Annotated in this window: 29 protein-coding genes; 15 read left to right on the top strand and 14 right to left on the bottom strand. The window is 65.9% G+C overall.

The window, feature by feature from the left end; translation table 11 throughout:
• Nucleotides 1-3: 3 nt before the first annotated feature.
• The 9 genes from gspG to VSX79_RS12840 are packed head-to-tail and all read left to right on the top strand — an operon-like array spanning nt 4 to nt 6,015.
• A complete protein-coding gene (gene gspG / locus VSX79_RS12880; RefSeq protein ID WP_306455561.1) occupies nt 4-486 on the top strand; it encodes a type II secretion system major pseudopilin GspG in 483 nt (160 codons plus the stop codon).
• Complete coding sequence (locus VSX79_RS12875) at nt 461-943, top strand: GspH/FimT family pseudopilin (RefSeq protein ID WP_179494836.1); 483 nt, start codon at nt 461-463, stop codon at nt 941-943. Before gspG ends, VSX79_RS12875 begins: the two co-directional genes overlap by 26 nt.
• Entirely contained in the window at nt 933-1,298 is a 366-nt protein-coding gene (gene gspI / locus VSX79_RS12870) for a type II secretion system minor pseudopilin GspI (protein WP_326913545.1), read from the top strand. Before VSX79_RS12875 ends, gspI begins: the two co-directional genes overlap by 11 nt.
• Nucleotides 1,295-1,903: a type II secretion system minor pseudopilin GspJ gene (gene gspJ, locus VSX79_RS12865; protein WP_326913544.1), complete on the top strand. Its 609-nt coding sequence runs from the start codon at nt 1,295-1,297 to the stop codon at nt 1,901-1,903. Before gspI ends, gspJ begins: the two co-directional genes overlap by 4 nt.
• Nucleotides 1,900-2,907, top strand: a complete 1,008-nt coding sequence (gene gspK / locus VSX79_RS12860; protein WP_326913543.1) for a type II secretion system minor pseudopilin GspK — start codon at nt 1,900-1,902, stop codon at nt 2,905-2,907. The genes gspJ and gspK overlap by 4 nt, the downstream gene beginning before the upstream one ends.
• A gap of 1 nt (nt 2,908) precedes the next feature.
• Nucleotides 2,909-4,054, top strand: coding sequence for a type II secretion system protein GspL (gene gspL / locus VSX79_RS12855; RefSeq protein WP_326913542.1), 1,146 nt, complete (start codon nt 2,909-2,911; stop codon nt 4,052-4,054).
• On the top strand, nt 4,051-4,533 hold the full coding sequence (gspM, locus tag VSX79_RS12850; RefSeq protein ID WP_326913541.1) for a type II secretion system protein GspM: 483 nt from the start codon (nt 4,051-4,053) through the stop codon (nt 4,531-4,533). Before gspL ends, gspM begins: the two co-directional genes overlap by 4 nt.
• Entirely contained in the window at nt 4,530-5,246 is a 717-nt protein-coding gene (locus VSX79_RS12845) for a type II secretion system protein N (protein ID WP_326913540.1), read from the top strand. Before gspM ends, VSX79_RS12845 begins: the two co-directional genes overlap by 4 nt.
• 31 nt (nt 5,247-5,277) lie before the next feature.
• Nucleotides 5,278-6,015 carry a prepilin peptidase gene (locus tag VSX79_RS12840; RefSeq protein WP_407697284.1) on the top strand — a complete coding sequence of 246 codons (738 nt, stop codon included), beginning with the start codon at nt 5,278-5,280 and terminating at the stop codon, nt 6,013-6,015.
• On the opposite strand, the gene pal is transcribed toward VSX79_RS12840, so the two are convergent.
• The 14 genes from pal to VSX79_RS12770 all read right to left on the bottom strand — a co-directional run bounded on the left by pal (nt 6,002) and on the right by VSX79_RS12770 (nt 15,102).
• The gene (gene pal / locus VSX79_RS12835) at nt 6,002-6,520 is read right to left on the bottom strand and encodes a peptidoglycan-associated lipoprotein Pal (protein WP_407697223.1); all 519 of its coding nucleotides are present in this window, start codon (nt 6,518-6,520) and stop codon (nt 6,002-6,004) included. The two genes, VSX79_RS12840 and pal, sit on opposite strands and share 14 nt — an antisense overlap.
• A gap of 106 nt (nt 6,521-6,626) precedes the next feature.
• Nucleotides 6,627-7,994, bottom strand: coding sequence for a Tol-Pal system beta propeller repeat protein TolB (gene tolB / locus VSX79_RS12830; RefSeq protein ID WP_326913538.1), 1,368 nt, complete (start codon nt 7,992-7,994; stop codon nt 6,627-6,629).
• 5 nt (nt 7,995-7,999) lie between these two features.
• Nucleotides 8,000-8,821: a hypothetical protein gene (locus VSX79_RS12825; RefSeq protein ID WP_326913537.1), complete on the bottom strand. Its 822-nt coding sequence runs from the start codon at nt 8,819-8,821 to the stop codon at nt 8,000-8,002.
• Nucleotides 8,822-8,830: 9 nt separating this feature from the next.
• Nucleotides 8,831-9,340 carry a protein TolR gene (tolR, locus tag VSX79_RS12820; protein WP_179494871.1) on the bottom strand — a complete coding sequence of 170 codons (510 nt, stop codon included), beginning with the start codon at nt 9,338-9,340 and terminating at the stop codon, nt 8,831-8,833.
• The gene (gene tolQ / locus VSX79_RS12815; protein WP_179494873.1) at nt 9,340-10,038 is read right to left on the bottom strand and encodes a protein TolQ; all 699 of its coding nucleotides are present in this window, start codon (nt 10,036-10,038) and stop codon (nt 9,340-9,342) included. Before tolQ ends, tolR begins: the two co-directional genes overlap by 1 nt.
• Complete coding sequence (locus VSX79_RS12810; protein ID WP_179494875.1) at nt 10,032-10,511, bottom strand: YbgC/FadM family acyl-CoA thioesterase; 480 nt, start codon at nt 10,509-10,511, stop codon at nt 10,032-10,034. Before VSX79_RS12810 ends, tolQ begins: the two co-directional genes overlap by 7 nt.
• A 101-nt stretch (nt 10,512-10,612) precedes the next feature.
• The gene (gene ruvB / locus VSX79_RS12805; RefSeq protein ID WP_179494877.1) at nt 10,613-11,641 is read right to left on the bottom strand and encodes a Holliday junction branch migration DNA helicase RuvB; all 1,029 of its coding nucleotides are present in this window, start codon (nt 11,639-11,641) and stop codon (nt 10,613-10,615) included.
• A complete protein-coding gene (locus VSX79_RS12800; RefSeq protein ID WP_326913536.1) occupies nt 11,634-12,038 on the bottom strand; it encodes a GFA family protein in 405 nt (134 codons plus the stop codon). Before VSX79_RS12800 ends, ruvB begins: the two co-directional genes overlap by 8 nt.
• Nucleotides 12,035-12,634, bottom strand: coding sequence for a Holliday junction branch migration protein RuvA (gene ruvA / locus VSX79_RS12795; RefSeq protein ID WP_179494881.1), 600 nt, complete (start codon nt 12,632-12,634; stop codon nt 12,035-12,037). Before ruvA ends, VSX79_RS12800 begins: the two co-directional genes overlap by 4 nt.
• 139 nt (nt 12,635-12,773) lie before the next feature.
• Nucleotides 12,774-13,247: a crossover junction endodeoxyribonuclease RuvC gene (gene ruvC, locus VSX79_RS12790; protein ID WP_179494883.1), complete on the bottom strand. Its 474-nt coding sequence runs from the start codon at nt 13,245-13,247 to the stop codon at nt 12,774-12,776.
• A 90-nt stretch (nt 13,248-13,337) separates the two neighbouring features.
• The gene (locus VSX79_RS12785) at nt 13,338-14,084 is read right to left on the bottom strand and encodes a YebC/PmpR family DNA-binding transcriptional regulator (protein WP_179494885.1); all 747 of its coding nucleotides are present in this window, start codon (nt 14,082-14,084) and stop codon (nt 13,338-13,340) included.
• Between the two features lie 55 nt (nt 14,085-14,139).
• The gene (locus VSX79_RS12780; RefSeq protein WP_062184526.1) at nt 14,140-14,457 is read right to left on the bottom strand and encodes a heavy metal-binding domain-containing protein; all 318 of its coding nucleotides are present in this window, start codon (nt 14,455-14,457) and stop codon (nt 14,140-14,142) included.
• 17 nt (nt 14,458-14,474) lie between these two features.
• Nucleotides 14,475-14,717: a DUF2312 domain-containing protein gene (locus VSX79_RS12775; protein ID WP_037555168.1), complete on the bottom strand. Its 243-nt coding sequence runs from the start codon at nt 14,715-14,717 to the stop codon at nt 14,475-14,477.
• Nucleotides 14,718-14,781: 64 nt separating this feature from the next.
• Nucleotides 14,782-15,102: a DUF1244 domain-containing protein gene (locus VSX79_RS12770; RefSeq protein WP_179494887.1), complete on the bottom strand. Its 321-nt coding sequence runs from the start codon at nt 15,100-15,102 to the stop codon at nt 14,782-14,784.
• A gap of 110 nt (nt 15,103-15,212) precedes the next feature.
• Here VSX79_RS12770 and pyk point away from each other — a divergent pair, with 110 nt between their 5' ends.
• From pyk to VSX79_RS12740, 6 genes are all read left to right on the top strand, one after another.
• The gene (gene pyk, locus VSX79_RS12765; RefSeq protein ID WP_179494889.1) at nt 15,213-16,667 is read left to right on the top strand and encodes a pyruvate kinase; all 1,455 of its coding nucleotides are present in this window, start codon (nt 15,213-15,215) and stop codon (nt 16,665-16,667) included.
• Nucleotides 16,668-16,852: 185 nt separating this feature from the next.
• On the top strand, nt 16,853-17,626 hold the full coding sequence (locus tag VSX79_RS12760) for an arginyltransferase (protein WP_179494891.1): 774 nt from the start codon (nt 16,853-16,855) through the stop codon (nt 17,624-17,626).
• A gap of 231 nt (nt 17,627-17,857) precedes the next feature.
• Nucleotides 17,858-20,293, top strand: coding sequence for a cyclic nucleotide-binding domain-containing protein (locus VSX79_RS12755; protein WP_179494893.1), 2,436 nt, complete (start codon nt 17,858-17,860; stop codon nt 20,291-20,293).
• On the top strand, nt 20,293-21,171 hold the full coding sequence (locus VSX79_RS12750; protein ID WP_326913535.1) for a hypothetical protein: 879 nt from the start codon (nt 20,293-20,295) through the stop codon (nt 21,169-21,171). Before VSX79_RS12755 ends, VSX79_RS12750 begins: the two co-directional genes overlap by 1 nt.
• 10 nt (nt 21,172-21,181) lie before the next feature.
• Nucleotides 21,182-23,116: a cytochrome C gene (locus tag VSX79_RS12745; protein ID WP_326913534.1), complete on the top strand. Its 1,935-nt coding sequence runs from the start codon at nt 21,182-21,184 to the stop codon at nt 23,114-23,116.
• 44 nt (nt 23,117-23,160) lie between these two features.
• The gene (locus tag VSX79_RS12740; RefSeq protein ID WP_326913533.1) at nt 23,161-24,009 is read left to right on the top strand and encodes a metallophosphoesterase; all 849 of its coding nucleotides are present in this window, start codon (nt 23,161-23,163) and stop codon (nt 24,007-24,009) included.
• Nucleotides 24,010-24,060: the final 51 nt, after the last annotated feature.

The following is a 24,060-nucleotide window of genomic DNA, read 5'->3' as shown; positions in this document are numbered from 1 at the left end:
CTGATGCAGCTATTCCTTCACCTGATGCTCGATACCGCCCGCCCGCCCGTGCACCGCCGCCGCAAGAAGGATGAGCGCGGCTTTACCCTGACCGAATTGATGGTCGTCATCTTCATCATCGGGCTGCTCGCCACGGTGGTGATGATCAACGTCCTGCCGAGCCAGGATCGCGCGATGGTGACGAAGGCGAAAGCCGACATTTCGACGCTCGAAAACGCCCTCGAGCAATATCGGCTCGACAATCTGACCTACCCGGCCTCGACCGACGGGCTGAACGCGCTCGTCACTGCGCCGCCTGCGCTGGCGCAGCCCGAACGTTATCGCCGCGGTGGCTATATCAAGAAACTGCCCGCCGATCCTTGGGGGCGCCCTTATAATTATCAGGCGCCGGGGCCGAACGGGAAGGCGTTCGACGTCTGGTCGCTCGGTGCCGACGGCGCCCCCGGCGGGACCGACGACAATGCGGATATTCGCAGCGACAATTAAGGCGCGCGCGCGTCCCCCCGCCAACGGCTTCACCCTTGTCGAACTGATGGTCGTGCTCGCGATCATGGCACTTGCGGCAACGGCCGTGGTGCTGACCATCCCCGGGGAAGAGCGCACTGTGCGCAGCGAGGCCGACAGGCTCGCCGCGCGCCTTGCCGCCGCGCGCGATGTGGCGGTGATCGAGGGGCGCAGCGTCGCGGTCAATTTCGCGCCGTCAGGTTACGGGTTCGAACGGCGGATTGCGGGCGAATGGCAGCCGCTTCCCGGTCGCGCCTTCGAACGGCGGAACTGGTCCGGCAACGTCCGCTTCGAGGCGGGCGACGGTCGCGGCGCGGCGCGCCTGCTTTTCGACCGGGTCGGTACCAGCCCGACGCCGCAGGCCATCGTGCTGGCCGGCGGCGACGCGCGCGAAGTGGTGCGCGTCTCCGCCACCGGGGAGGTCAGTCGTGGCCAGTGAGCGTGAAAGCGGGTTTACGCTGCTGGAAATGCTGGTTGCGCTCAGCGTCATCAGCATCGCCGCGCTCGCGCTGATCCGCCTCGACGCCTATGCGATCCGCACCGCGGGCGACCTCGACGAAAGCACGATGGCGGGCATCGTCGCCCAAAACCGCGCGGTCGAACTGTGGACCGACCCGGCCCCGCCGACGATCGGCAACAGTGCGATCGGCGTCGCCAACGCGGGGCGCAACTGGCGCGTCGAACAACGTGTCGCCAGGACCGCCGATAACGCGCTGCTGCGCATCGACCTACTCGTCCGGCCCGAAAGCGGACGTGGGCAAGCGGCGCTGACGATCATCCGGCCATCGCAATGAGGGACGAACGCGGCTTCACGCTTGTAGAAATGCTCGTCGCGCTGTCGATCTTCGCGGCGATCGCGGCGATGGGCGTCGGCCTTTTGCGCGCCAGCGTCGATACGCAGGATGCGGTGCAGGAACGGCTGAAGGCGATGGGCGGCATCAACCGGCTGCGTGCCGTGATGGCGAACGATCTGGCGCAGGCGGTCCAACGATCGACGCGCGGCCCCGCGGGTGAGGCCATTCCGGCTTTCATCGGGTCGTCGAACGGCTTTGCCTTTGTGCATGGCGGCGCCGGCTCGCTCGATGGCAGCCCGCGCCCGAATGTCGAGCGAGTAGGCTATGCGCTTGTGGGGGAAGAGTGGCGCCGCGCGGCGCAGCCGATGCTCGACGGAACCGCGCTTGGCGACGGGGACCGGCTGGTGGGCGAGGTCGCGGCGGTGGCGGTGCGGTATCGCGACGAGCGGGGCAATTGGAGTGAAAGCTGGATTTCGGAACCGGGCGACCGATTGCCGCGCGCGGTGGAGGTACGGCTGACGCGCACGGGGCGCGAGGCGCTGACGATGTCGTTCCTGACCGCTCCGACGCTGCCGCCGCCGGTCGCTGGAGTGCCTGCGCCATGACGCGCGACGCGACAGGTGAACGCGGCGCGGCGCTGCTCAGTGTGCTGCTGCTCGTCGCGGTGATGGCGGTCATCGCCGCGACCGCGCTCGACCGCCTGACGCTTGCGACGCGTATCGCGGGCAGCGCGGCGACGGTCGATCAGGGACGTGCTTACGCCTTCGCTGCCGAACATATCGCGCTGCGACAGGTCGCCGATCTCGTCGGGCGCGATCCGGCCAAGCTGACGCTCGCGGGCAATTGGCTGGGGCGCGATTTTACCCTGCCGCTGCCCGGCGGCGTAGGGCGGGCGAGGCTCACCGATGCGAACAATTGTTTCAACCTCAACAGCCTTGTCGCCGAGACGGTGCCGGGGCGGTTCGGCCAGCGATCGGGAGCGATGCGCCAGTTCGGCGAATTGATGACGCTGCTGGGGATCGAGCCGGGCGAGGCGCAGGCGATCGCGGGGGCGGCGGCCGACTGGATCGACAGCGACGGCAATGAAGGGCGGCTCGGCGCGGAGGATAATGTCTATCGATCGATGCAAAGTGCCTATCTGCCCGCCAACCGAAAGATGGCCGATGTCAGCGAGCTTCGCGCGGTGCGCGGGGTCAGCCCCAAAATCTACGCGCGGCTCAAGCCTTGGGTCTGCGTGCTGCCGTTGACCGATCCGGTGAAGTTGAACGTGAATACACTTCTTCCCGAACAGGCGCCGCTGATTGCGATGTTGCTGCCCGGAGAAATCAGTATCGCCGACGCGCGGGCGGCGCTGGCGGCGCGCCCCGCGGGCGGCTATGGCAGCAGCGTACGATTCTGGGAGGCGAGGCCGTTCGAAGGGCGCAAGCCGCCGACCGACGTGGCCCAACAGGCGGGTGTGACCAGCCGCTGGCTCACGCTGACGACGAATGTGACGATGGGGGACGGTTTCTTGACCGCAATTTCGCTGATCGATGCCAATGGCGGGGCGCCGTCCGCAGGAATGACGCCGCCAGTCATCGTCCGCCGCGATTGGGGCGAGACCGATTGATATGTCACGCACGCTGGTTATCTGGCTGCCGCCCGTTGCGGCGCTTCGCGAGGAAAATGCGCCCTATCCCGCATGGCTGCGTATCGACGATGGGGTGATCGTCGATTCGGGGCAGGACGACGGCTGGGTTGGCGCTTGGGAAACGCCGCAGGACGAGGACGCCGACGGCCGGCTGGTCGCACTGGCGCCTGCGGCCGACGTGCCGCTGCGCTGGCTTCATTATCCGGACGCCGCTCCCGCGCAAGCCGCCGCCGCCGCGCGAATCGATGCGCTGAAGGATAGCCTTGGCGACGCGGCGTCGCTGCATGTGGTCACGGGGCAGCCGGCAGGCGAGGGGCAGGCCGTCCCGGTCGCGGTCACCACTCACGCGGCGATGGCCGCATGGGCCGACTGGCTGAAGGCGCGCGAGCTGGCACCCGTCGCGATCATTCCCGCCACCGCCGCCGTGCCGCGGCCCGAGCCCGATACGCTCTGGACTGCCGAGATTGGCGGCGAGCAGGTCATCCGAAGCGCCGACCGTGCCTATCTTTCGGACCCTGAGCTCGATCCGCTGATCGCCGGCAATCATGCTGTCGTGCCGCTCGATTCCGACCGCATGCGCGAAGCGCTGTTGCTGACTCTGGCGGCGCCGCCGCTCGACCTGCTCAGCGGTGGCTGGAAGCCGAAGCGCAGTTGGTCTGTCGACGCCGCGATGCTGCGGACGGCAAAGCTTTTGTTGGTAGCGCTCATCGCCATCAGCGTGCTCGTTCCGGTCATTTACGCGATACGCCTCGCCGCCGACACCGGGCGCGCCGATGAAGCGGTGGTGGCGATGGCGAAAAAGGCAGGCGTCGCCGCGCCCAATCCCGCGGCGGCGGAAGCCGAACTCGACCACCGTCTCGCGGCCGCCGGCGGCGGACCGCTTGCCTTCTCTGTCCCCGCTTCGGCGCTTTACGACGCGATGGGGGATGCGCCCGGCGTATCGCTCAAGACGCTGTCGCATCGCACCGACGGGACGTTGTCGACGACGCTCGCCGCGCCGCGCGTCGAGGACATTAACCAGGTGCTGCTCGCCCTTCAGGCGCGCGGCTATCGCATCACCGCGCAGCCGATGGCTGGCAGCGACGGCCAGCAAATGGCCAATATCACCATCCGGGCGGTACCATGACCGAGCGCTTGAAAAACTGGTGGATCGGCCTTTCGACGCGCGAACGCTGGCTTGTCGGCGTCGCCGGCGCGCTTGCACTTGGCGTGCTGATATGGGGCCTCGCCCGCCCTGCGGTCGCGGCGTTCATCGATCTCGAAAGCGGGCATGGCGCGGCGATCGAGCGCGAGGGCCGCGTCAAGGCAAAGGTGCAGTTACTTGGCCGGAGTCCTGCGAAATCTGTGGCAAAGACGGTCGATGCGATGGCGATCGACCAATTTCTTGCGCAATCGGCGGGCGAGATCGGGCTGACGCTCGACCGCAACGAGGCAAGGGGCAGCGGGCAAGCGACAATCGCCATCGCCACCGCCAAGGCGCCGGTGCTGGTCGACTGGCTCGCTTCGCTCGAGGGGCAAGGTTTCGTCGTCGATCAACTGACTATCACTCCGGCCGCCGACGGCACCGTCGGACTGACGGCGGAACTCCGGAAGGGCGGACAATGATCGCGCGTAGAGGATGGATCATCGCCGGGGTAGCGCTTGCACTGCTGCTTCTCATTGCGACCTTTCCGATGCGGCTCGCGCTCGCTTGGTCGGGCGCGAGCGATGCGGGTGTCTCCGCGCGTGAGGTGCGCGGCTCGGTGTGGTCGGGCGAACTCGTCGAGGCGCGGCTCGGGGCCTTACCGCTCGGCACGGTGCGGGCGAGCCTTTCGCCGCTTGCGCTTCTGGGCGGGGGTGTCGAACTGTCTTTCTCCCGCACCGATGAAAGGCTCGGTGCGCTGGCCGGACGCCTTTATGGCAGCGATCCTCGCGGCATGTCCGACGTCAGCGGCACGACGTCGATGTCGGGCGGGCTGGGCGCGATCCCGGTAGACAGGATAAGCTTCGAAGGCGCGACGGTGCGTTTCGACGATGCGGGGCGATGCGCCGCCGCCGGCGGCCGTATCCAGCTTGCCGTCAACGCCCCAATCGCGGGCCTCGATTTGTCGCGCGGCCTGTCCGGTCCGCTCAGTTGTGCCAAAGGGCGCGCGCAGGCCGCGCTCGCCAGCCAGTCGGGAATGGAGCGGCTGACCTTGTCGTTCGACGGAAGCGGCGCGTATCGCGCCCAATTCGCGATCAATGTCGACCGCGACCCCGCGATGGTCGCGGCGCTGGCCGCGCTGGGGTTCCGGGCGGGCCAAGGCGGCTTCGTGCTGGCGACCACAGGCCGCTTCTGACGTGACCCTTCTCGATGCCTTGCCCTTCGGCATGGGCATCGCCTTTGCCGGCCTGATCGGGCTCATTCTTGGTAGCTTCATCGCGACGCTGGTGCTGCGGTGGCCTGCGGGCCGGTCGGTGCTCGGGCGATCGCAGTGCGACGGATGCGGCCGCCCGCTGGGCGCACTCGATCTCATCCCGTTGCTGTCGCCTCTCGCCTCGCGGGGGCGATGCCGGACGTGCGGCGCACCGATCGACCCCTTTCATTCGCGCGTCGAACTGGGAGCGGCGTTGGTCGGGGTCGTCGCTTTGGCACTCATGCCGGGAACGGCGGGTTGGCTATGGGCGCTGTTTGGCTGGCTGTTGTTGCCGCTTGCGCTGCTCGACGCGCGACATTTCTGGCTGCCTGATCGCCTCAATCTGTTGCTCGGGGTGGTCGGCCTTCTGCTCGCTGGACCGATGCTCGACACGGCATTGATCGATCGATGGGTCGGCGCCTTCGTTAGCGGTCTGACGCTCGCCGCCATCGCCGAATTCTATCGCCGTGTGCGACGGAAGGACGCCATGGGCGGGGGCGACCCGAAACTGGTCGCGGCGATCGGAGCGTGGCTCGGCTGGCAGGCGCTGCCGCTGATGCTGTTGCTCGCGAGCCTCGGAGGGATCGTCTGGGCGATCGCCGCGCAACAAAAAGAGGACCAGCCGCTTGGCGAGCGGCGGGTCCCCTTCGGTGTCTTTGCCTGCGCGGCAGCCTTTGCAACGGTGCCGCTCTGGCCGCTTATTGCCCGATAACGACGGTCACTGCGCGGCGGTTCTTGGCATAAGCCTCTTCGGTCGAACCGAGTTCGGCCGGACGTTCCTTGCCATAGCTGATGACGTTGATGCGGCTGGGATCGATGCCGAGCGACGCGAGATAGTTTTTCGCTGCGTTGGCGCGGCGTTCGCCGAGCGCGATGTTATAGTCGCGGGTGCCGCGTTCGTCGGCATGGCCTTCGAGCGTGACGCGAACCGCAGGGTTGCGCTGCAACCACTGCGCCTGGCTCTGCAGCGTCGACTGGTCCTGCGCGTCGACATTATACTGGTCGTAATCAAAGAAAATGCGGTCGCCGGCGACGCCGACGTTTGTGAGGAAATCTTCCTGCGACCCCGGGATCACGCCGGTGCCGGTCCCGGCGCCGGGATCGGTCCCGGTGCCTTCGGGGGCGGGGGGAAGCGTGTCAGGAGCCTTTTTCGAGCAGGCGCCAACAGCAAGCATGGTGATCGCCGCGATCATCGCGGTGCTTTTCCGTATCGTCATGTCTTCTGTCCTCTTGTTGTTGTGGGAAATTCTGTTCGTGCGGGCAAAACAACCTGGCCGGGACGCGATATTTGAACCCAAGCCGGGCGCTTTGGTTCCGCCCTTGTCAAGGCAGGACCGGGCCCCAGCTCGGATCCGATCCGTCCTGCGGTGTGGGGAGACGGCGCAGGTTCACGCCGGTCAGGTCGACCTGCCACAGGCTCGACTTGCCTTCGCGCCCGCGCGTCGTGCGGAAAAACTGGATAACACGGCCGTTCGGCGACCAGGTCGGCGCCTCGTCCTGCCAGCTGTTGGTCAGCATCCGTACCCCGCCGCCCGACGGGGTCATCACGCCGATGCGGAACTCGCCGCCGCCCATGCGGGTAAAGGCGATCAGGTCGCCGCGCGGCGACCATTCGGGGGTCGCGGCGCGGCCGCCGCCAAAGCTGATCCGCTGCTGGTTCGATCCGTCGATGTTCATCGTATAGATTTGCTGGCCGCCCGACCGGTCGCTCTCGAACACGATCTTCCGCCCGTCGGGCGAGAAGCTGCCGCCGACATCGATGCCCGGGGTGTTCGTCAGCCGCACCGGCGTGCCGCCATTGGCCGAGATGCGATAGATGTCGGTGTTGCCGTTCACGGCCATCGAATAAAGGATCTGGGTGCCGTCAGGCGACCAGCGCGGCGCGAAGGTCGCGTTCGAGCTTTCGGTCACCAGCTTTTGCGTGCCTGCCGCGACATCGTAGATGAAAACGCGGACGCGGTTGTTGAGGTAGGATACGTAGACGATCTTCTTGTAATCGGGCGAGAAGCGCGGGCTGATCGCGAGCGCCTGCCCGTTGGTGATGAAGCGGTGGTTCCCGCCGTCCGAATCCATGATCGCCAGCCGCTTGATGCGGTTCCCCTTCGGACCGCTCTCGGCGATATAGGCGACGCGGCTGTCGAAGAAGGGCGCTTCGCCCGACAGGCGCGAATAGATGGCGTCGGCGCATTTGTGCGCGGCGCGGCGCCAGTCGCCGGGCTGGATTTCGAACCCCTTGCGCACCAGTTCGCTGCCGAGCGCGGTGTCGTAGAGATAGCAGCCGACGATCAGGCTGCCGTTCGATCCCGCATCGACAAAGCCGTGGACGACATTCTCCGCGTTGCGAGCCTGCCATTCGGCGAAGCGCGGGGCTTGCACCTCGGCGCGGGTAATCGCGCGGACGCCATTGGGGCCGATCGGTTCATAGAGGCCGCTGCGTTCGAGGTCGGCTGCGATAACGTCCGCGATCTGGCGCCCCAGGCTGTCGGTGCGCAGCCCCGCGACGGTCTGCACCGACGCGGTTGCGAGCGGCGGGACGCCGATGACGGTGCGTTCCTGCGACAGCGTACCCTCGATGGTCTCACGCGGTGTGGTCGTCGCCGTGACTGCGGGCGGCGTGGGCGCGATCTGTGCGAACACCGGGGCGGTGGTCAGCAGCAGGGCGAGCGAAAGGCTGATCGGACGGAGAAGCATTTCTCTTACCTCTTGATGAAATCGAGCGTGTAATTCTGCCAGAAGCTGTAATTTTCCTCTGGCAGGTCGAAAGGTGCGGCGAGTTCCACCGCGCGTTTTGCGCACTCCTGATGGCGCTGGATCTGGAATTTATTGCTATCGTTCTCGCCCGACGTGGTGACGCTGGTGAATCCGGCCAACGCGCCCGACTGCGTCAGGCGAAACTTCACGACGGTTTTGAGCTGGTCGACATCGACCCCCGAAACGCGGCAGCCGTTCCAGCGCGGGGCGACCGCAGACTTGATGCTGACGTCGATAGAACGGCGAACCTCAGCCGCCGTGGCCGCAGCCGGAGCACCCTTGCTCGACGGCGATTTGGGCTGCGCCTTTGAAAGGCCTTCGGCGATCCCGTCGAGCCGGCCGGTCGGGCGTGCGGGGCGATCCTTTGCCGGTGGAGCCTTTGGAGCGGCCTTGGGCTGCGCCTTTTTGGCGGCCGGGGGCTGCTTCGGCGGCGCCTGCTTCGGTCGGGCGACCTGTTTTGGCGTCGGGGCAGGCGTGGGCCGCACCACCGGTTCGGGAAGCGGCGGCGCGGGTACCGGTTCGGGCGCGGCGATGTCGACGTCATCCTCTTCGCCCAACCGCGCGGCGGGCGGCGTCTCGCTGATCACCGGCGCGGTCGATTGCACTGCGCTTTCGGCAATCAGGTCGACTTCCATAGGCGGATTGTCGAATCGGCGGTCGCCCGCGGTCCACTGGACCGAGAGCAGGCCGATGATCAGGACATGCGCGCCCACCGCGATGGCAAAGCCGCGTCCTTCCTTCCCCCCAACTGCCCGGTGTTCGGCCATCGTCTTAACCTAGGTTCCGGTTTCTGAACCGTTAGTGACCGCGGCCGGCGCGCTTTCGGCGGCGCCTTCCGATCCCGTCGTCACCAGCGAAATCCGGGTCAAGCCGGCGCGGTTGAGCTCGCCCATCACGCGCATCACGCGGCCATAATCGAGCCCCTTGTCGGCGCGCAGCATGATCTGGCGCGGCCGGTCCTCACCCTCATTCGCGCGTGCGATCGCGTCGAGGCGGGCAGGAAGCTCGGCCTCCGGCACGACCTCTTCGCCGATATAGAGCGTGTCGTCGCCGTTGATCGATAGCTGCACCGGCTCCTGCTCCTCGGTCTCGACCGGCTTGGCCCGGCTTTCGGGCAGGTCGATCGGCACCGCCGAAGCGAGAAGCGGTGCGGTGATCATGAAGATGATCAACAGCACGAGCATCACGTCGACGAGCGGGGTGACGTTGATCTCCGCCATCGGCGCGCGGCGGTGGCCGCGGCCGCGCCGGCCGCCGATGCCGCCGGAGGGCCCGGTCATCGCCATCAGGCTTCGACCTCGAGTTCGCGGCTGAAGGTCGCGTGCAGCCCGTCCGCAAAGCGGCCGAGGCGCGATTCGAGCCGGTTTAAGCGCTGGGAAAAGGCGTTATAGGCGATGACTGCGGGAATGGCGGCGAACAGGCCGATCGCGGTCGCGAACAGCGCTTCCGCAATGCCCGGCGCGACGACGGCAAGGCTGCTGTTATTTTCCGCCGCGATCGCGGTGAAGCTGCGCATAATACCCCAGACGGTGCCGAACAGCCCCACGAAGGGCGCGACCGCGCCGATTGTCGCGAGCGTCCCGATCTTTTCGGCGAGCCGGTCAACTTCGCCCGCGACCGCCGAGTTCATTGCGATGCCCAGGCGCTCACGCGTGCCTTCGCGATCGACATTCTTGCCCTTGGTCGAGCGGCGCCATTCGCTGATCCCGGCGCTCAGCACCTTCGCGCTCGGCAAATCTTCGCCGCTATTCTTGTCGAAGAATTTGTCGATATTGTCGGCGCGCCAGAAATCGCGCTCGAACCGCTCCGACGCGCTCATCAGCTTGCTGACGCCCCGGCCGTGCGTGAAAATAACCATCCAGACATAAATGGACGCGAGCAGGAGGCCGATCATCACGCCCTTCACGATCCAGTCGGCTTGCAGGAACAGCGCGATGGGGGACAGGGTCGCCGCATCGGCGGCCAGCGAGATATTGTCTAGCAAGGGAAAGTCTCTCCATTCATGATGGCGGTAAATCGGTCGGCCCAACCCGCGGGCTGGCGGCGCGGCCGGCCTTCGGGCGACAGGAAGGCAGCGGTGACTTGCCCGTCGGTCAATGTCTCGCCGCTTAACGTGTCAGTTCCGCGAAGGATGCGCTGTGCGATGATCACGCTCGCGCCGCGCACCGCTTCGACCGTACTGACGACGAGCAGGTCATCGTCAAGTCGGGCGGGGCTGCGGTATTTGATGGCAAGGTCGGTGACCGCCCAGCTACCTTCGCCCGCCTCCATCGCCGCGCGCTGGTCGATACCGGCGATCCGCAGCATGTCAGAGCGCGCGCGCTCCATATAGCGCAGATAATTGGCGTGATAGACGATGCCAGACAGGTCGGTGTCCTCGAAATAGACGCGCGCCCGGTAATGATGCTCGGCCCCGGCAAAGGCGCCGGGGAGGAAGGGGGGCGGGGCGTTTATCATCTTTCCGACCGATAGCCGGTGGGCGACTCGTCGCAAAGCCCCCTTGAACGGTTCGTCGCAGATCGGGGCCGGTTGGCAGAATGAAAGCCGCGGAAATCCGCCTATTTCGCCTGATCGAAAAGTCCATCCTGCGAACCGGCGGGCGGGTTGAGCCCGAGATGCTTCCACGCGCTGGCGTTGAGCATCCGCCCGCGTGCGGTGCGCGCGATCAACCCGGCCTGGAGCAGATAGGGTTCGATGACATCCTCAATCGTGTCGCGCGGTTCGCTGAGCCCGGCGGCGAGCGTTTCCACGCCGACGGGGCCCCCGCGGTAGATATCGGCGATCATGGTGAGGTAACGCCGGTCCATCGCATCGAGCCCGAGCGCATCGACTTCGAGCCGGTTGAGCGCCTCATCCGCGGCGCTCGCGTCGACGACCGCATGGCCCGCAACGGTCGCAAAATCGCGCACGCGCCGCAGCAGCCGCCCCGCGATGCGCGGCGTCCCGCGCGAGCGTTTTGCGATTTCGAGCGCGCCATCCGACGCGATCGGCAGCGCCAGCAGGCGCGCAGCGCGCGAAATCACCTGTTCGAGTTCGCCGTGGGTATAGAAATTGAGCCGCACCGGGATGCCGAAACGGTCGCGCAGCGGCGTCGTCAGCAGCCCCTGCCGCGTGGTCGCCCCGACGAGGGTGAATTTGGGAAGGTCGATGCGCACCGAGCGCGCCGAGGGCCCTTCGCCGATCATGATGTCGAGCGCGCGGTCCTCCATCGCGGGATACAGGATTTCCTCGACCGCGGGCGACAGGCGGTGGATCTCGTCGATGAACAGCACATCGCCGTCCTCGAGATTGGTGAGCAAGGCGGCAAGGTCGCCCGCCTTCGCGATCACCGGGCCGCTGGTCGAACGGAAGCCGACCCCGAGTTCGCGCGCGACGATCTGCGCCAGCGTCGTCTTGCCGAGCCCCGGCGGGCCAAAGAAGAGCACATGATCGAGCGCATCGCCGCGCGCCTTCGCCGCCTCGACGAAGATGCGCAGATTCTCGCGCGCCGCCGCTTGGCCGACGAATTCGGCTAGCGTCTTCGGCCGCAGCGCGGCGTCGGCATCCTCGGGGGTGCGGATGGGGGTGGTGAGGGCCGGCTCAGTCATAATGCTCTATTGCATCGCCGGCGATCGAAACCCAAGGCTCCTTGCGTTCCTCATAGACCGAATAGTCGGGCACGAAGCCGTGACCGGGCTCGAAATTGCCGAGCGGGATCGCATAGGCGTCATGATAGGGACGCGCGCGGTACCAGACGCCCGAACCGCAGGTGCCGCAAAAGAAGAAGTCGGCCGTGTTGCCGCTGTCGCCGGTGTATTGCCACATCTTCGGCTCGCCTTCGGTGCGGACCTGCTCGGCGGGGAAGCGGACCTGTGCGGCAAAGGCGCTGCCGCTCCGCGCCTTGCACTCGCGGCAGTGGCAGACCGACACGCGAATCGGTTCGCCGGTGCAGGCGATGCGGATCTGGCCGCAGCGGCAGGCGGCGTGGCGGGTGGCGTCGGTCATTTGGCCGCTTTCTTGAGCGCCACGCGAACCAGCGCATCGAGGCTGGCGCCAGCGCCCAGTTCCTCGTTGGCCGCCGCGACCGCAGCACTCGCTTCGCCGGGCTTGAAGCCGAGGCCGGTGAGGGCGGTGACGGCATCGGCGACGGGGCCCGCTGTCATCGCGAGTGCGGGCAGGCTTCCCGCGATCCCGCCGAGCGCGCCGGCCCTGTCCTTCAACTCGTGCGTGATCCGCTGCGCGAGTTTCGGGCCGACCCCATTCGCGCGTGCGACCATCGCGCTGTCGCCGCTTGCCAACGCGCGTTGCAGGTCGGTGATTTCGAGCGCGGAGAGAATCGCGAGCGCGACTTTCGCGCCGACGCCCTGCACACTGGTGAGCAGGCGGAACCAGTCGCGTTCCTCGGCCTTGGCAAAGCCGAGCAGGCGCAGGAAATCCTCGCCGACGAGCATTTCGGTGTGGATGGTAACGTCGCCCCCGACGGGCCCCAGTGCGTCCAATGTCCGCGCCGATGCCTCGACCAGATAACCGATGCCACCGACGTCGATCACCGCATGGCCTGCGCCGCTCGAATCTAGCCGCCCTGTCAGTTTTGCGATCATGCCCCGTGCCTAACGCGGGGAGAACGAAAAGGGAATCAATTTCCCTTCGCCGTCGAGGCCTCCCACGTTTCGTCATGCCGGACTTGATCCGGCATCCATCGCCGCACGGACCCCGGATCAAGTCCGGGGTGATGAAGGTTTAGTATCGAGGGCGGTGGTTCGCGTGGCAGATCGCGACCGCCAGCGCGTCCGCGGCATCGGCTCCGGCGACTTTCGCGCCAGGAAGCAGGATGCGTAGCATAGCCTGCACCTGTTCCTTCGCCGCGCCGCCAGTGCCGACGATCGCCTTCTTGACGAGGCGCGGCGCATATTCGGCGACCGTCAGCCCACCGCGCGCGCAGCCGAGCAGCACGACGCCGCGCGCATGGGCAAGCTTCAGCGTCGATTGCGGATTGTCGTTGACGAACACTTCCTCGACCGCAGCGCAAGCGGGGGCATGGTCGGCGATCACAGCGGCGAGCATGGTGTCGAGATGCGCGAGCCGGTCGGGCAGGGGCGCCTTGGTGTCGGTCTTGACCTGCCCGTTGGCGATGTGGCTGATCCGGCTACCCTCGACGCGGATGACGCCCCAGCCGGTGCAGCTGAGCGAGGGGTCGAGGCCGAGGATGATCATGGAATTCCGTTCGTGTCGAGTGAAGCCGAGACACCGCGTGCGCAACCGACGGGCATCTCGACTCCGCTCGATGCGAACGGGTTTTGACTATTAGCCAAGCTTTTCCATCACCGCGTCGGGGATCTCGTAATTGCCCCATACGGTCTGGACGTCGTCGTCGTCGTCGAGCGTGTCGATCAGCTTGAAGAGGGTCTGAGCGGTCGCTTCGTCGGCGACTTCGCTCTTCAGCGTCGGGCGCCAGGCGAGCTTGACGCCCTCGGCCTCGCCGAGCTTGGCTTCGAGCGCCTTGGCGACTTCGTGCAGGCTGTCGACGCTGGTCCAGATGTCGTGGCCGTCCTCCGACGATTCGACGTCGTCGGCGCCGGCATCGAGCGCAGCCTCGAACACCGTGTCGGCATCGCCGGCACCCGCGCCATAGCTGATCATGCCGAGCCGGTCGAAACCGTGGCTGACGCTGCCCGACGTGCCGAGGTTGCCACCATTCTTGCTGAACGCCGTGCGGACGTTGGTCGCGGTGCGGTTGCGGTTGTCGGTCAATGCTTCGACGATCAGCGATACGCCACCGGGGCCATAACCCTCGTAACGGATTTCCTCGTAATTATCGCCGTCGTTGCCCGCCGCCTTGTCGATCGCGCGCTGGATATTGTCCTTCGGCATCGACTGCGCCTTGGCGGCGTTGACCGCAGCGCGCAGACGCGCGTTGGCGTCGGGATCGGGCAGGCCCATCTTCGCCGCGACGGTGATTTCGCGGCTCAGCTTCGAAAAGAGGCTGCTGCGCTTTTTATCCTGCGCACCCTTGCGGTGCATGATGTTCTTGAATTTGCTATGGCCGGCCACGGCCTACCTCCATCGAAACGGGAAATGTGGCGCCGCCCTAGCGCGGCGCGGCTTTTCACACAACCACGGCCGTCCCGCTCGCCGACACCATCAGCATCGAGCCGTTCTGGCCGAGCACTTCATAGTCGAGGTCGACGCCGATCACCGCATTGCCGCCGAGGCGCGCCGCCTCGGCTTCCATCTCGGCGATCGCTTCCTTGCGCGCGCGGGCGAGGACATCCTCATATTTGCCCGACCGGCCGCCGACGATGTCGGTGATCGATGCGAACAGGTCGCGGAACAGGTTGGCGCCGACGATCACCTCGCCGGTGACGATGCCCAGATATTCCCTAACCGGGCGGCCTTCGACATTGTTGGTCGTGGTGCTGAACATCGTCACTCTCCTTGCGTTTAGTCGATCCCGAGCGCCGACTTATAGACGTCGAGGATCGCTTCCATTTCCTTGCGGTCGTGGACCGGAAGTTTGCGCAGGCGGACGATCTGGCGCATGATCTTCGGGTCGTAGCCCTGCGATTTTGCTTCGTTATAGGTGTCGCGAATATCGTCGGCGATGCCTTTTTTCTCTTCTTCCAGACGCTCGATGCGCTCGATGAAAAGGCGCAGTTGTTCGTCGGACACGGTGGCTTCGCTCATTTTATACTCCGCTGAGATTGGATGATTGCTGGCGAGAATCGCCCTCGGCGCGTCCCTAGCGAGGTCAGGGATTCTTCGCCATGCTTTCTTCCATCCGCCGGAGCTGTTCGGGCGTTGCCGCGACCTGAAAGCGCGCTTTCCATTCCGCCGTCGGCATGCCGTGAACGATCGCGCGCGCCGCTTCCTTGTCCATGTCGCCGGCTTCCGCGATCCAGTCGCCCAGGCAGTTGCGGCAAAAGCCGGCCAAGCCCATCAGGTCGATATTCGCGGCGTCGCTGCGATGCTGGAGCAGGCGGACGAGGCGGCGGAAGGCGGCCGCGGCAACCGCATCGTCGAGGCTGTCGAGCGCGTCGCCGGGTTCCATCTGATCTTCACTACAGGACATGGTTCCTCCTTTTATATGATGAATAGCTATACGGTTGTTGCCTTGGCGGCATCAAGGCGGCATTGCCCTAGCGTCCCAGACCCCACCTTACCCAAGTCATCGGAGCATTTGTGGTTCAGAGCTTTACCCCCCGCCAGCGCAAGGTCCGCATCCTGGCGACCCTTGGTCCGGCGAGCGCCAATGCCGAGATGATCGCCGAACTGCACCGCGCGGGCGCCGACGCCTTTCGCGTCAATATGAGCCACGGCGATCATGAAGGCCATGCCAAGGTGATCGCCGCGATCCGCGCGCTGGAAAAGGAAACCGGGCGGCCGACGACGATCCTCGTCGACCTGCAGGGACCGAAGCTGCGCGTCGGGACGTTCAAGGATGGCCCCGCCGAGTTGGTGAAGGGCAAGTCCTTCGTCCTCGATGCCGACAAGGCGGCGGGCGACGCGACCCGCGTCCACCTTCCTCACCCCGAACTGTTCGCGGCGCTCGAACCCGACACGCGGCTGCTGATCGATGACGGCAAGCTGGTGCTGCGCGTCAAGAGCGTGGCGCCCGACCGGATCGAAACGGTGGTCGAGGTGGGGGGCAAGATTTCGGATCGCAAGGGCGTCAACGTCCCCGATGTCGTCGTCCCGCTCGCCGCGCTGACCGAAAAGGACCGCAAGGATCTCGCCTTTGCGCTCGAACAGCATGTCGACTGGATCGCGCTGTCATTCGTTCAGCGCCCCGAGGACGTCGCCGAGGCGCGACGCCTGATCGGTGGCAAGGCGGCGCTGCTCGTCAAGTTCGAAAAGCCGTCGGGCGTGCAGCGGATCGAGGAGATCCTCGAGCTCGCCGACGCGGCGATGGTCGCGCGCGGTGACCTTGGCGTCGAACTGCCGCCCGAAGCCGTCCCGCCGCTCCAGAAGAAGATCGTCGCGACCGCCCGCCGCATGGGCAAGCCCGTCGTTGTGGCAACGCAGATGCTGGAATCGATGATCGTCTCTCCCTCCCCGACGCGCGCCGAAGTGAGCGACGTCGCGACCGCCGTCTATGATGGCGCCGACGCGATCATGCTGTCGGCGGAGACTGCGGCGGGCGCCTGGCCGGTGGAGGCTGTCACCATGATGGATTCGATCGCGCGTTCGGTCGAAAGCGATCCCGACTATTATCGCCGCCTGCATTTCACCGAGACGGTGCCCGACGCGACGACCGCCGATGCGCTCGCCGAGGCGGCGGGCGGCATCATCTCGACGATCGCCGCCGATGCGATCATCTGCTTCACCGCGTCGGGATCGACCGCGCGCCGCGTCGCGCGAGAGCGGCCGGGCGCGCCGCTGCTGGTGTTGACGCCGAAGAAGGAAGCCGCGCGGCGCATGGGGTTGCTGTGGGGAGCGCATGCGGTGCCGACGAAGGATATCGGCAGTTTCGAGGAGATGATCGCGAAGGGCAAGCGCATGGCGCTGCGCCACGGGATCGGCCGGCCGGGCGCAAAGCTGGTGATGATGGCGGGCGTTCCGTTCGGCACGCCGGGATCGACCAACGTGCTCCACGTCGCCACGCTCACCGGCGACGAGCTGCGTGGATACAGCTGATCCGATTCAAATCGGCACAAAAGTTACCGGCTGATTCACAAAATTGGGGGGTTGATTCAGAACGGGACGGACTAAAATGGTAAACGCACTTTGCACCATTGACGCCGCGCGGCATAGTTGGTGCAAGGTGTGCGTCGGACCCGCGTTGGGGGGCTCCGCATCGCCAGTCCGGAGGTCTTTTTCGCGTGTCCGCACCGTTTCGTTTTCCGCGCTTTTTCGTCACCAGTCCGGCACCTTGCCCCTATCTGGCGGGCAAGACCGAGCGCAAGGTGTTTACGGAGCTGAGCGGCAACACGGCGAACGAGCTGAACGACGCGCTCGGCCGTATCGGGTTTCGCCGCAGCCAGTCGGTCGCCTATCGCCCCAGCTGCGCCGATTGTTCGGCCTGCGTGTCGGTGCGCGTCTGCGCGGCCGAATTCGCGCCGAGCAGTTCGCAGAAGCGTAACATGCGCCGCAACGGCGATCTGGTCGCCACCGCGTGCAAGCCGTGGGCGACCGAAGAACAATATGCGCTGCTGCGCTCCTATCTCGCCTCGCGCCACCCCGATGGCGGCATGGCGGACATGGACGAGCAGGATTTCGCCGACATGGTCGAGCAGACGCCGGTCGACAGCTATATGATCGAATATCGCGAGCCGGCGGCCGATGGCGGCAAGGGACGCCTCGTCGGCTGTTGCCTGACCGACCGTCAGGGCGACGGGCTATCGATGATCTACAGTTTCTTCGACGCGCACCATCCGCTGCGCGAGGGGCTGGGAACCTATATCATCGCCGACCATGTGCTGCGCGCCGGCAACGCCGGGTTGCCCTATGTTTATCTGGGCTACTGGATCGAAGGGTCGGCGCGCATGGCGTACAAGGCGCGTTTTCGCCCGCTTGAAAAGCTTGGGCCTGACGGCTGGTCGCGCTTCGATGCGACGCAGCCCGATCGCATCGCGGCGATGTTCGAACTCGCCTGAGTCAACCGGCTCATCGGCTAGTTGAGAACGGCTCGCAACTGCCGATTCTGGCGGTCGAGCGGTTGACCTTTTCCCGCTTTCAGGGGCATAGCCTGTCGCTCAGGACATTAGTCCGGGTCGCATCCAAGATTATGTCGCTTAGGGGTAAGCGATCGGGGGGAATGGGATGCCCGTGCAAGCGTTCGCCAGCATCTTGATCGCAAACGGTCGCTTCGGCGGCAGGGCGCGGGCATGAGTGAGGCGGTCAAGGTTGCGATCATCGGTTCGGGCCCGGCCGGGCTCAGCGCCGCGTCGCGCGCCGGACAACTCGGGCTGAGCCATATGTTGCTCGAAAAGACCGATCACCTCTCCGACACCATCTTCAAATATCAGAAGGGCAAGCGCGTGCTCGCGACGCCCGAACGGCTTGATCTGCGGTCCGACTGTCGATTCGCCGAGGGTGCGCGCGAATATATCCTTGCGAACTGGGACGAAGACGCCGCGAAGAACCAGGTGAACGTCGCCTATCACGCCGATGTCGTCGAGGTGATAGGCGCGCAGGGCGCCTTCGCGATCAAGACCGCGAAGGGTGATGTCTTTCACGCCGAGAACATCATTCTTGCGATCGGCACGCAGGGCAATCCGAACCGGATGCGCTGCGAGGGCGCCGACCTGCCGCACATCATCTATCAGGTCGACGATCCCGAGGATTTCAAGGACAAGCATATCACCGTTGTCGGATCGGGCGACGCGGGGATCGAAAATGCGCTCGGCGTCGCCGAGGAAGCGCTGGAAAACACCGTGACCATCCTCAACCGCTCGAAGGATTTCGCGCGCGCGAAGGCGAAGAACGTCTCCGACATGATGGAGGCGGGCGAAAACGGGCTGATGTCGATCCGCACCGAAACGCAGCCGAAGAAGGTCGAACCCGGCTGGCTGACGCTCGACACGCCCGACGGCGACGAGAAGATCCCGTGCGACGTGATCGTCGCGCGGCTGGGGTCGGTCGCACCGCGCGGCTTCGTCGAATCGATGGGGATCGAGTTTACGGGGCCGGACCGCGAGGCCTTTCCAAAGCTGTCGCCGACCTTTGAATCGACGGTGCCGGGAATCTTCGTGATCGGCGCACTCGCGGGTTATCCGCTGATCAAGCATTGCATGAACCAGGGCTATGACGTCGTCGAGTTCATCAATGGCAACGCGTCGCTGACCCCCGCCGATGAAAAGGATCTGGCGGCCATTTTCGCAGGCCTGCCGCAGCAGAAGGCCGTGAGCGAATGGCTCGATTATCTGCGCGAACGGGTGAGCATCTTTGCCGATGTGTCGCCGTTGCAGATGCGTGAGTTCATGCTCGATTCGAAAGTCGCCTTCTACACCAAGGGCGACATCGTCTTTGAAAAGGGCGAGCCGGGGTCGTCGCTCTTCGCGATAGCCGACGGCTTTGCCGAGGTCGAGGTGGGGCCGGGCGTTACCGTGTCGATCGAGCAGGGATCGATCTTTGGCGAGGTCGGTTTGATTTCGGGGCGGAAGCGCGGCGCGACGATCCGCGCCGGCGACGACAGTATTTTCGTCGAAGTGTCGCGCACCGCGGCGCTGAAGCTGATGGCGGCGGTGCCGGGCGCGAAACGTGCGATCAACCGCATCTCGCTCGAACGCCAATTGCTCCAGATATTCAAGGGCGGGCTGACGGTGGAGGATCTGGGCCCGGTGGTCGATGCCGCCGAGGTCGAGCGCGTGCCCGCGGGCAAGGTCGTGCTGACCGAGGGTGAACAGGGCGACGATGTCTATGTCATCCGCTCGGGTTCGATGGTGGTCGAGAAGGATATCGGCGGGAAGCCGATCTTCCTCCGCTACCTTCCCGCCGGCAGCTTCTTTGGCGAAATGGGCGTGCTGAGCGGGCAGCCGCGCAACGCTACCGTCAAGGCGGCGGTCGGCAGCGAGGTGATCAAGCTCACCGGCGAAAGTTTCCGCAAGATGCTCGCCGCACGACCGCAGGTGCGCGAAGCGACCGAAGTAGCGGTCGCCGAACGCGCGGCGATGAACAGCTTCATCGAATCGCGCAAAGCCACCTATTCGAGCGCGGTCGACCTGTATTCGGACACCGCGAGCTTCATCATGAAGGAAGGGCTCGGCGAGGCGACCGACGCGCTCCTGATCGACGAGAATCTGTGCGTCGGCTGCGATAATTGCGAGAAAGCGTGCGCCGACAGCCATGAGGGCCTGTCGCGGCTCGACCGCGAGGCGGGCAAGACCTTCGCGCACCTGCATGTGCCGACAAGCTGCCGCCACTGCGAGCATCCGCATTGCATGGCCGACTGTCCGCCGAACGTGATCCACCGCGGCCCCGACGGCGAGGTGTTCATGGAGCCGGGCTGCATCGGCTGCGGCAACTGCATGCGCAACTGTCCCTATGGCGTGATCCGCATGGAGGCGGCGCCGCCGGAGAAGCCAAGCCTGCTCCGCTGGCTGCTGACCGGCTTCGGTCCCGGTCCGGGCGAGCCGTCGCCCAAATGGACCAAGAAACAGCTGGGCGACGAGAAGCCGAAGAAGATCGCGGTCAAGTGCGACATGTGCAAAGGCATATCGGGCGGCCCGGCGTGCGTGCGGGCGTGCCCGACGGGCGCCGCGATCCGCGTGTCGCCGGAAGAATTCCTGTCGATCGCGCGGCTCGACGAGGACACCGACTGATGGCGAGCCTGTTCCAGCGGCGTCGGTCGAAGGCCACACAGGTAGAGCGTGTTCGCGAGCGGCGGCATGAGGGCTTCCTGCGCTATGCGGGCTTTCGCTGGGCCAAGATTTCGGGCGGGCTCTGCCTTTTCATCATCGTCTCCTATGCTCTGGTCGACGTGACGCCGCGGCACAATGGCGGCAGCTGGTACGGCTATGCGCTGGGGACGATCGGCGCGCTGCTGATCCTCTGGCTCACCGCGCTCGGTTATCGCAAGCGCAAGATGACGAGCGATCACTGGTCGCTGAAGGCGTGGACGTCGGCGCATGTCTATCTGGGTTTAAGCCTGATCGTCATCGGCACCTGGCACACCGGATTCCAGCTTGGCTGGAACGTCCACACGCTCGCCTGGGTGCTGATGATGCTCGTCATCCTGTCGGGGCTTTACGGCGTCATCGTCTATGCGACCTTGCCGGCTGCGTTGTCGAACAATCGCGAGCAGATGACGCAGATGCAGATGCTGGAGGCGATCCGCGCGTTCGACCGCCAGCTGCACAGCGCCGCGCAGCCGCTGACGGCCGCGGACAGCGCGGCGGTGCTCGCCTCGCTCGACCAGGATCCGTTCGCGGGCGGCGCATGGGCGCGGCTGCGTGGGCGCTATCCGGGTTGCGCGACGACTGCCTCCCGCGGCGCGCTATCGGTGTCACAGGGCGGCGATGCCGCGCGCACAAAGGTCATCCAGCTTTTGTCTCAGAAGGAGGCGGCGCTGGCGCGGTTGCGCGAGCATCTGCGGCTGCGCGCGCTGCTCGAAGTCTGGCTCTATGTGCATGTGCCGCTGACCTTTGCGCTGATGGCGGCGCTGTCGGCGCATATCGTCAGCGTCTTCTTCTATTGGTGAGGCGCGAACGATGAGCTTCATCCTGCGCCGCATCGCGACGACGAAGACGGGCAAGCAGATCGTCCGCGACGAGCCGCTGCCGGGCGATATGATCACGCTCGGCCGTGAGAGCGGCAATATCATTCATGTCGCCGATCTGGCGGTGAACCCGCACCACGCGACGATCAGCAGCGCCGACGGGCGCCATGTGCGCGTCGCGGCGCTGGAGGGGCTGGGGTTCGATTTCAACGGCCGGACGGTCGACGCCGCCAATATCGACAGCGCCGCGGGCGCCGAGCTGCGCTTCGGCGGCCATCGACTGACGATCGCGCGCGAGGATGAAAAGGTCATTCTGCTCGTCGAGCGCATCGACGAATTGTCGCAATCGTCGAAAGATGTCGACGAGGCGAAGGCCTTTTCGCTCGCGGGGGTGATGCCCGGCAAGCGCACCGCCGCGTGGGCGTTCGGCCTCTTGATGCTGCTGGCCTTCCTGATCGGGCCGATCTGGGCCTGGTACAGCTACCGGCAGATGAACGAGCGCCCCGACGGCTATCATGCCGACAGCGCCTGGCTTTCGGGACCGCTGTCGAGCGCGCATGCGAGCCTGAAAAACGACTGCCAGTCGTGCCATGTCGAGCCGTTCGTCGCCGTGACCGACAAGGCGTGCGTGGGGTGTCACACCGGCGAGCACAAGACGATGAGCATGGCGCACGCGAATGCGCCGACCGCGATGCTGCTCGCGGCGCGTCACCCGCCGGGCGTGGGCGAGCGGATTCTCGCGGGCTTTGCCAAGACCTTCAACAAGCCGCAGGGACGCTGCGTCGATTGTCATACCGAGCATGAAGGTGCGGGGCCGATGGCGGCGACGCCGCAGAAATTCTGCGCCGACTGCCACGGCGGCATGTCGGCGCGGCTGAAGACGGCGGGGCATCCGACGACGCTCGCCGACGCCGCCGATTTCGGAACCAGCCACCCCGAGTTCCGCCCGCTCGTCCGCCCGGCGCCGGACGGAAAGCCGGTGCGCACGACGCTGACCCAAGGGATCGTCGACTATAACGGCTTGAAATTCCCGCACGACATGCACCTGCAGGCGACGGGCGGGGTGGCGCGCATGGCGGCGAGCTTCCGTGGGCGCTATGATTTCGGGAAGAAGCTCGAATGCCAGAATTGCCACCGCGTCGAGGCCGATGGCGTGCGCGTCAAGCCGGTCGAAATGGAGCGCGACTGCGCGATGTGCCACAGCCTCGCGTTCGAGACGGTTGGCGGGGTAACCCGCACCCTGCGCCACGGCGAGCCCGATCAGGTGGTTGCCGATCTCACGGCCTATTTCCGTTCGACCCCGCCCTCGCGCCCGCTCCAGCTCGGCGGGATGCAGCGACGGCGGCCGGGCGCCTATGCCGAGGGGCAGGTCTATAATATCTATTTCCGCGAGGTCGCGGTCCGGCCGAACCGGGCAGAGGACGCTGTGCGCGCGGTCTTTTCAAAGGGCGGCGCCTGTTACGACTGTCACACCGTCTTCGCGCCGCAGGCCGGGCGGGGGTGGCGTGTCGCCGCGGTCGACCAGACGCCGCGCTATCTGCAAAAAGGATGGTTCGACCACGATGCGCATCGTGAGACCGAGTGCGCGGATTGCCACACCGCGGCGCCCGCCTCGAAGATATCGACCGACCTGCTCGTGCCCGGTCTCCGCCAGTGCCGCGACTGTCATGTCGGCGAAAGTGGCGCGCGAATCGTCAAGGTCGAGACCGCCACCGAATCGCCGTGCGCGATGTGCCACGAATATCATTCGGACGGCGGAAAGCCCTGGATGCCGCCGCGCGAGCGCAAGAAAAAGGTGGCTGCAATCACAAATCAACCTATTCCGGGTACTTATCATGTGAGCCTGATCACAGGTCCGGGGGGCCGGGGTCTTTATGATGTGACGTGGCGCACACCCGCCCTGCACAGGGCTCGGCGGGGAGGGTGAGGTTTTGGACGGCCGGACGAGTCCGGTCGGAGCAGGGGACGGATATGCTGATCGCGCAGATCACAGATGTCCATATCGGGTTCGATCCGGACAATCCGGCCGAATATAACCGCAAGCGTCTCGACGACGTGCTCGACGTGCTGATCGACGGTCCGAACCGTCCCGATCTGTTGCTTGCGACGGGCGACATCACCGACCGAGGCGACCCCGACAGCTATCGCCGGCTGCAGACCGCCTTTTCGCGCTGCCCCTTCCCGGTGTGGCCTAGCGTCGGAAATCATGATCTGCGCGACAATTTTCACGAACGTTTTCCGGGCTTCGACGACGGCAGCGGCTTCGTCCAGTACACCGTCGAGCTTCCCGAACTGCGGCTGGTAACGATCGACACCCTTGAGGAAGGGCGCCATGGCGGTGCCTTCTGCGAAGCGCGCGGGGCGTGGCTCGATGCCGAACTGGCGAAGGAACCCGCGAAGCCGACCTATATCGTCATGCACCATCCGCCGGTCGAAAGCGGGATCGAGTGGATGAACACCCATCCCGACGAGCCGTGGGTCACGACCTTTACCGACGTCGTGCGCAAACACTCGCAGGTTCGCGGGCTGATCTGCGGCCACCTCCACCGCAGCGTCACCGTCGCGTGGGAAGGCCGCACCGTCGCGATCTGTTCGTCGACCGCGCCGCAGGTATCGCTCGACCTCCGCCCCATCGACGAAAACAAGCCCGACGACCGCCCGATGATCGTCGCCGAAGACCCCGCCTATGCCCTCCACCGCTGGAACGGCCGCGAACTGGTCAGCTTCTACGATCATGCGGGCGCCCACACGATGCTCGCCAAATATGACGAGCGGCTTCAGCCGCTGGTGCGCGAATTGAAGGCCGAACGGCCGGGCTGAACTTTATTCGTCGCCCCCGCGAAGGCGGGGGCCGTCGTCGTCCTGACTCTG

It is taken from the genome of Sphingopyxis chilensis (assembly GCF_035930445.1).
GTDB lineage: Bacteria > Pseudomonadota > Alphaproteobacteria > Sphingomonadales > Sphingomonadaceae > Sphingopyxis > Sphingopyxis chilensis.
The sequence above is the reverse complement of the archived record's forward strand: the minus strand, read 5'-3'. Positions and strand labels throughout refer to the sequence as shown.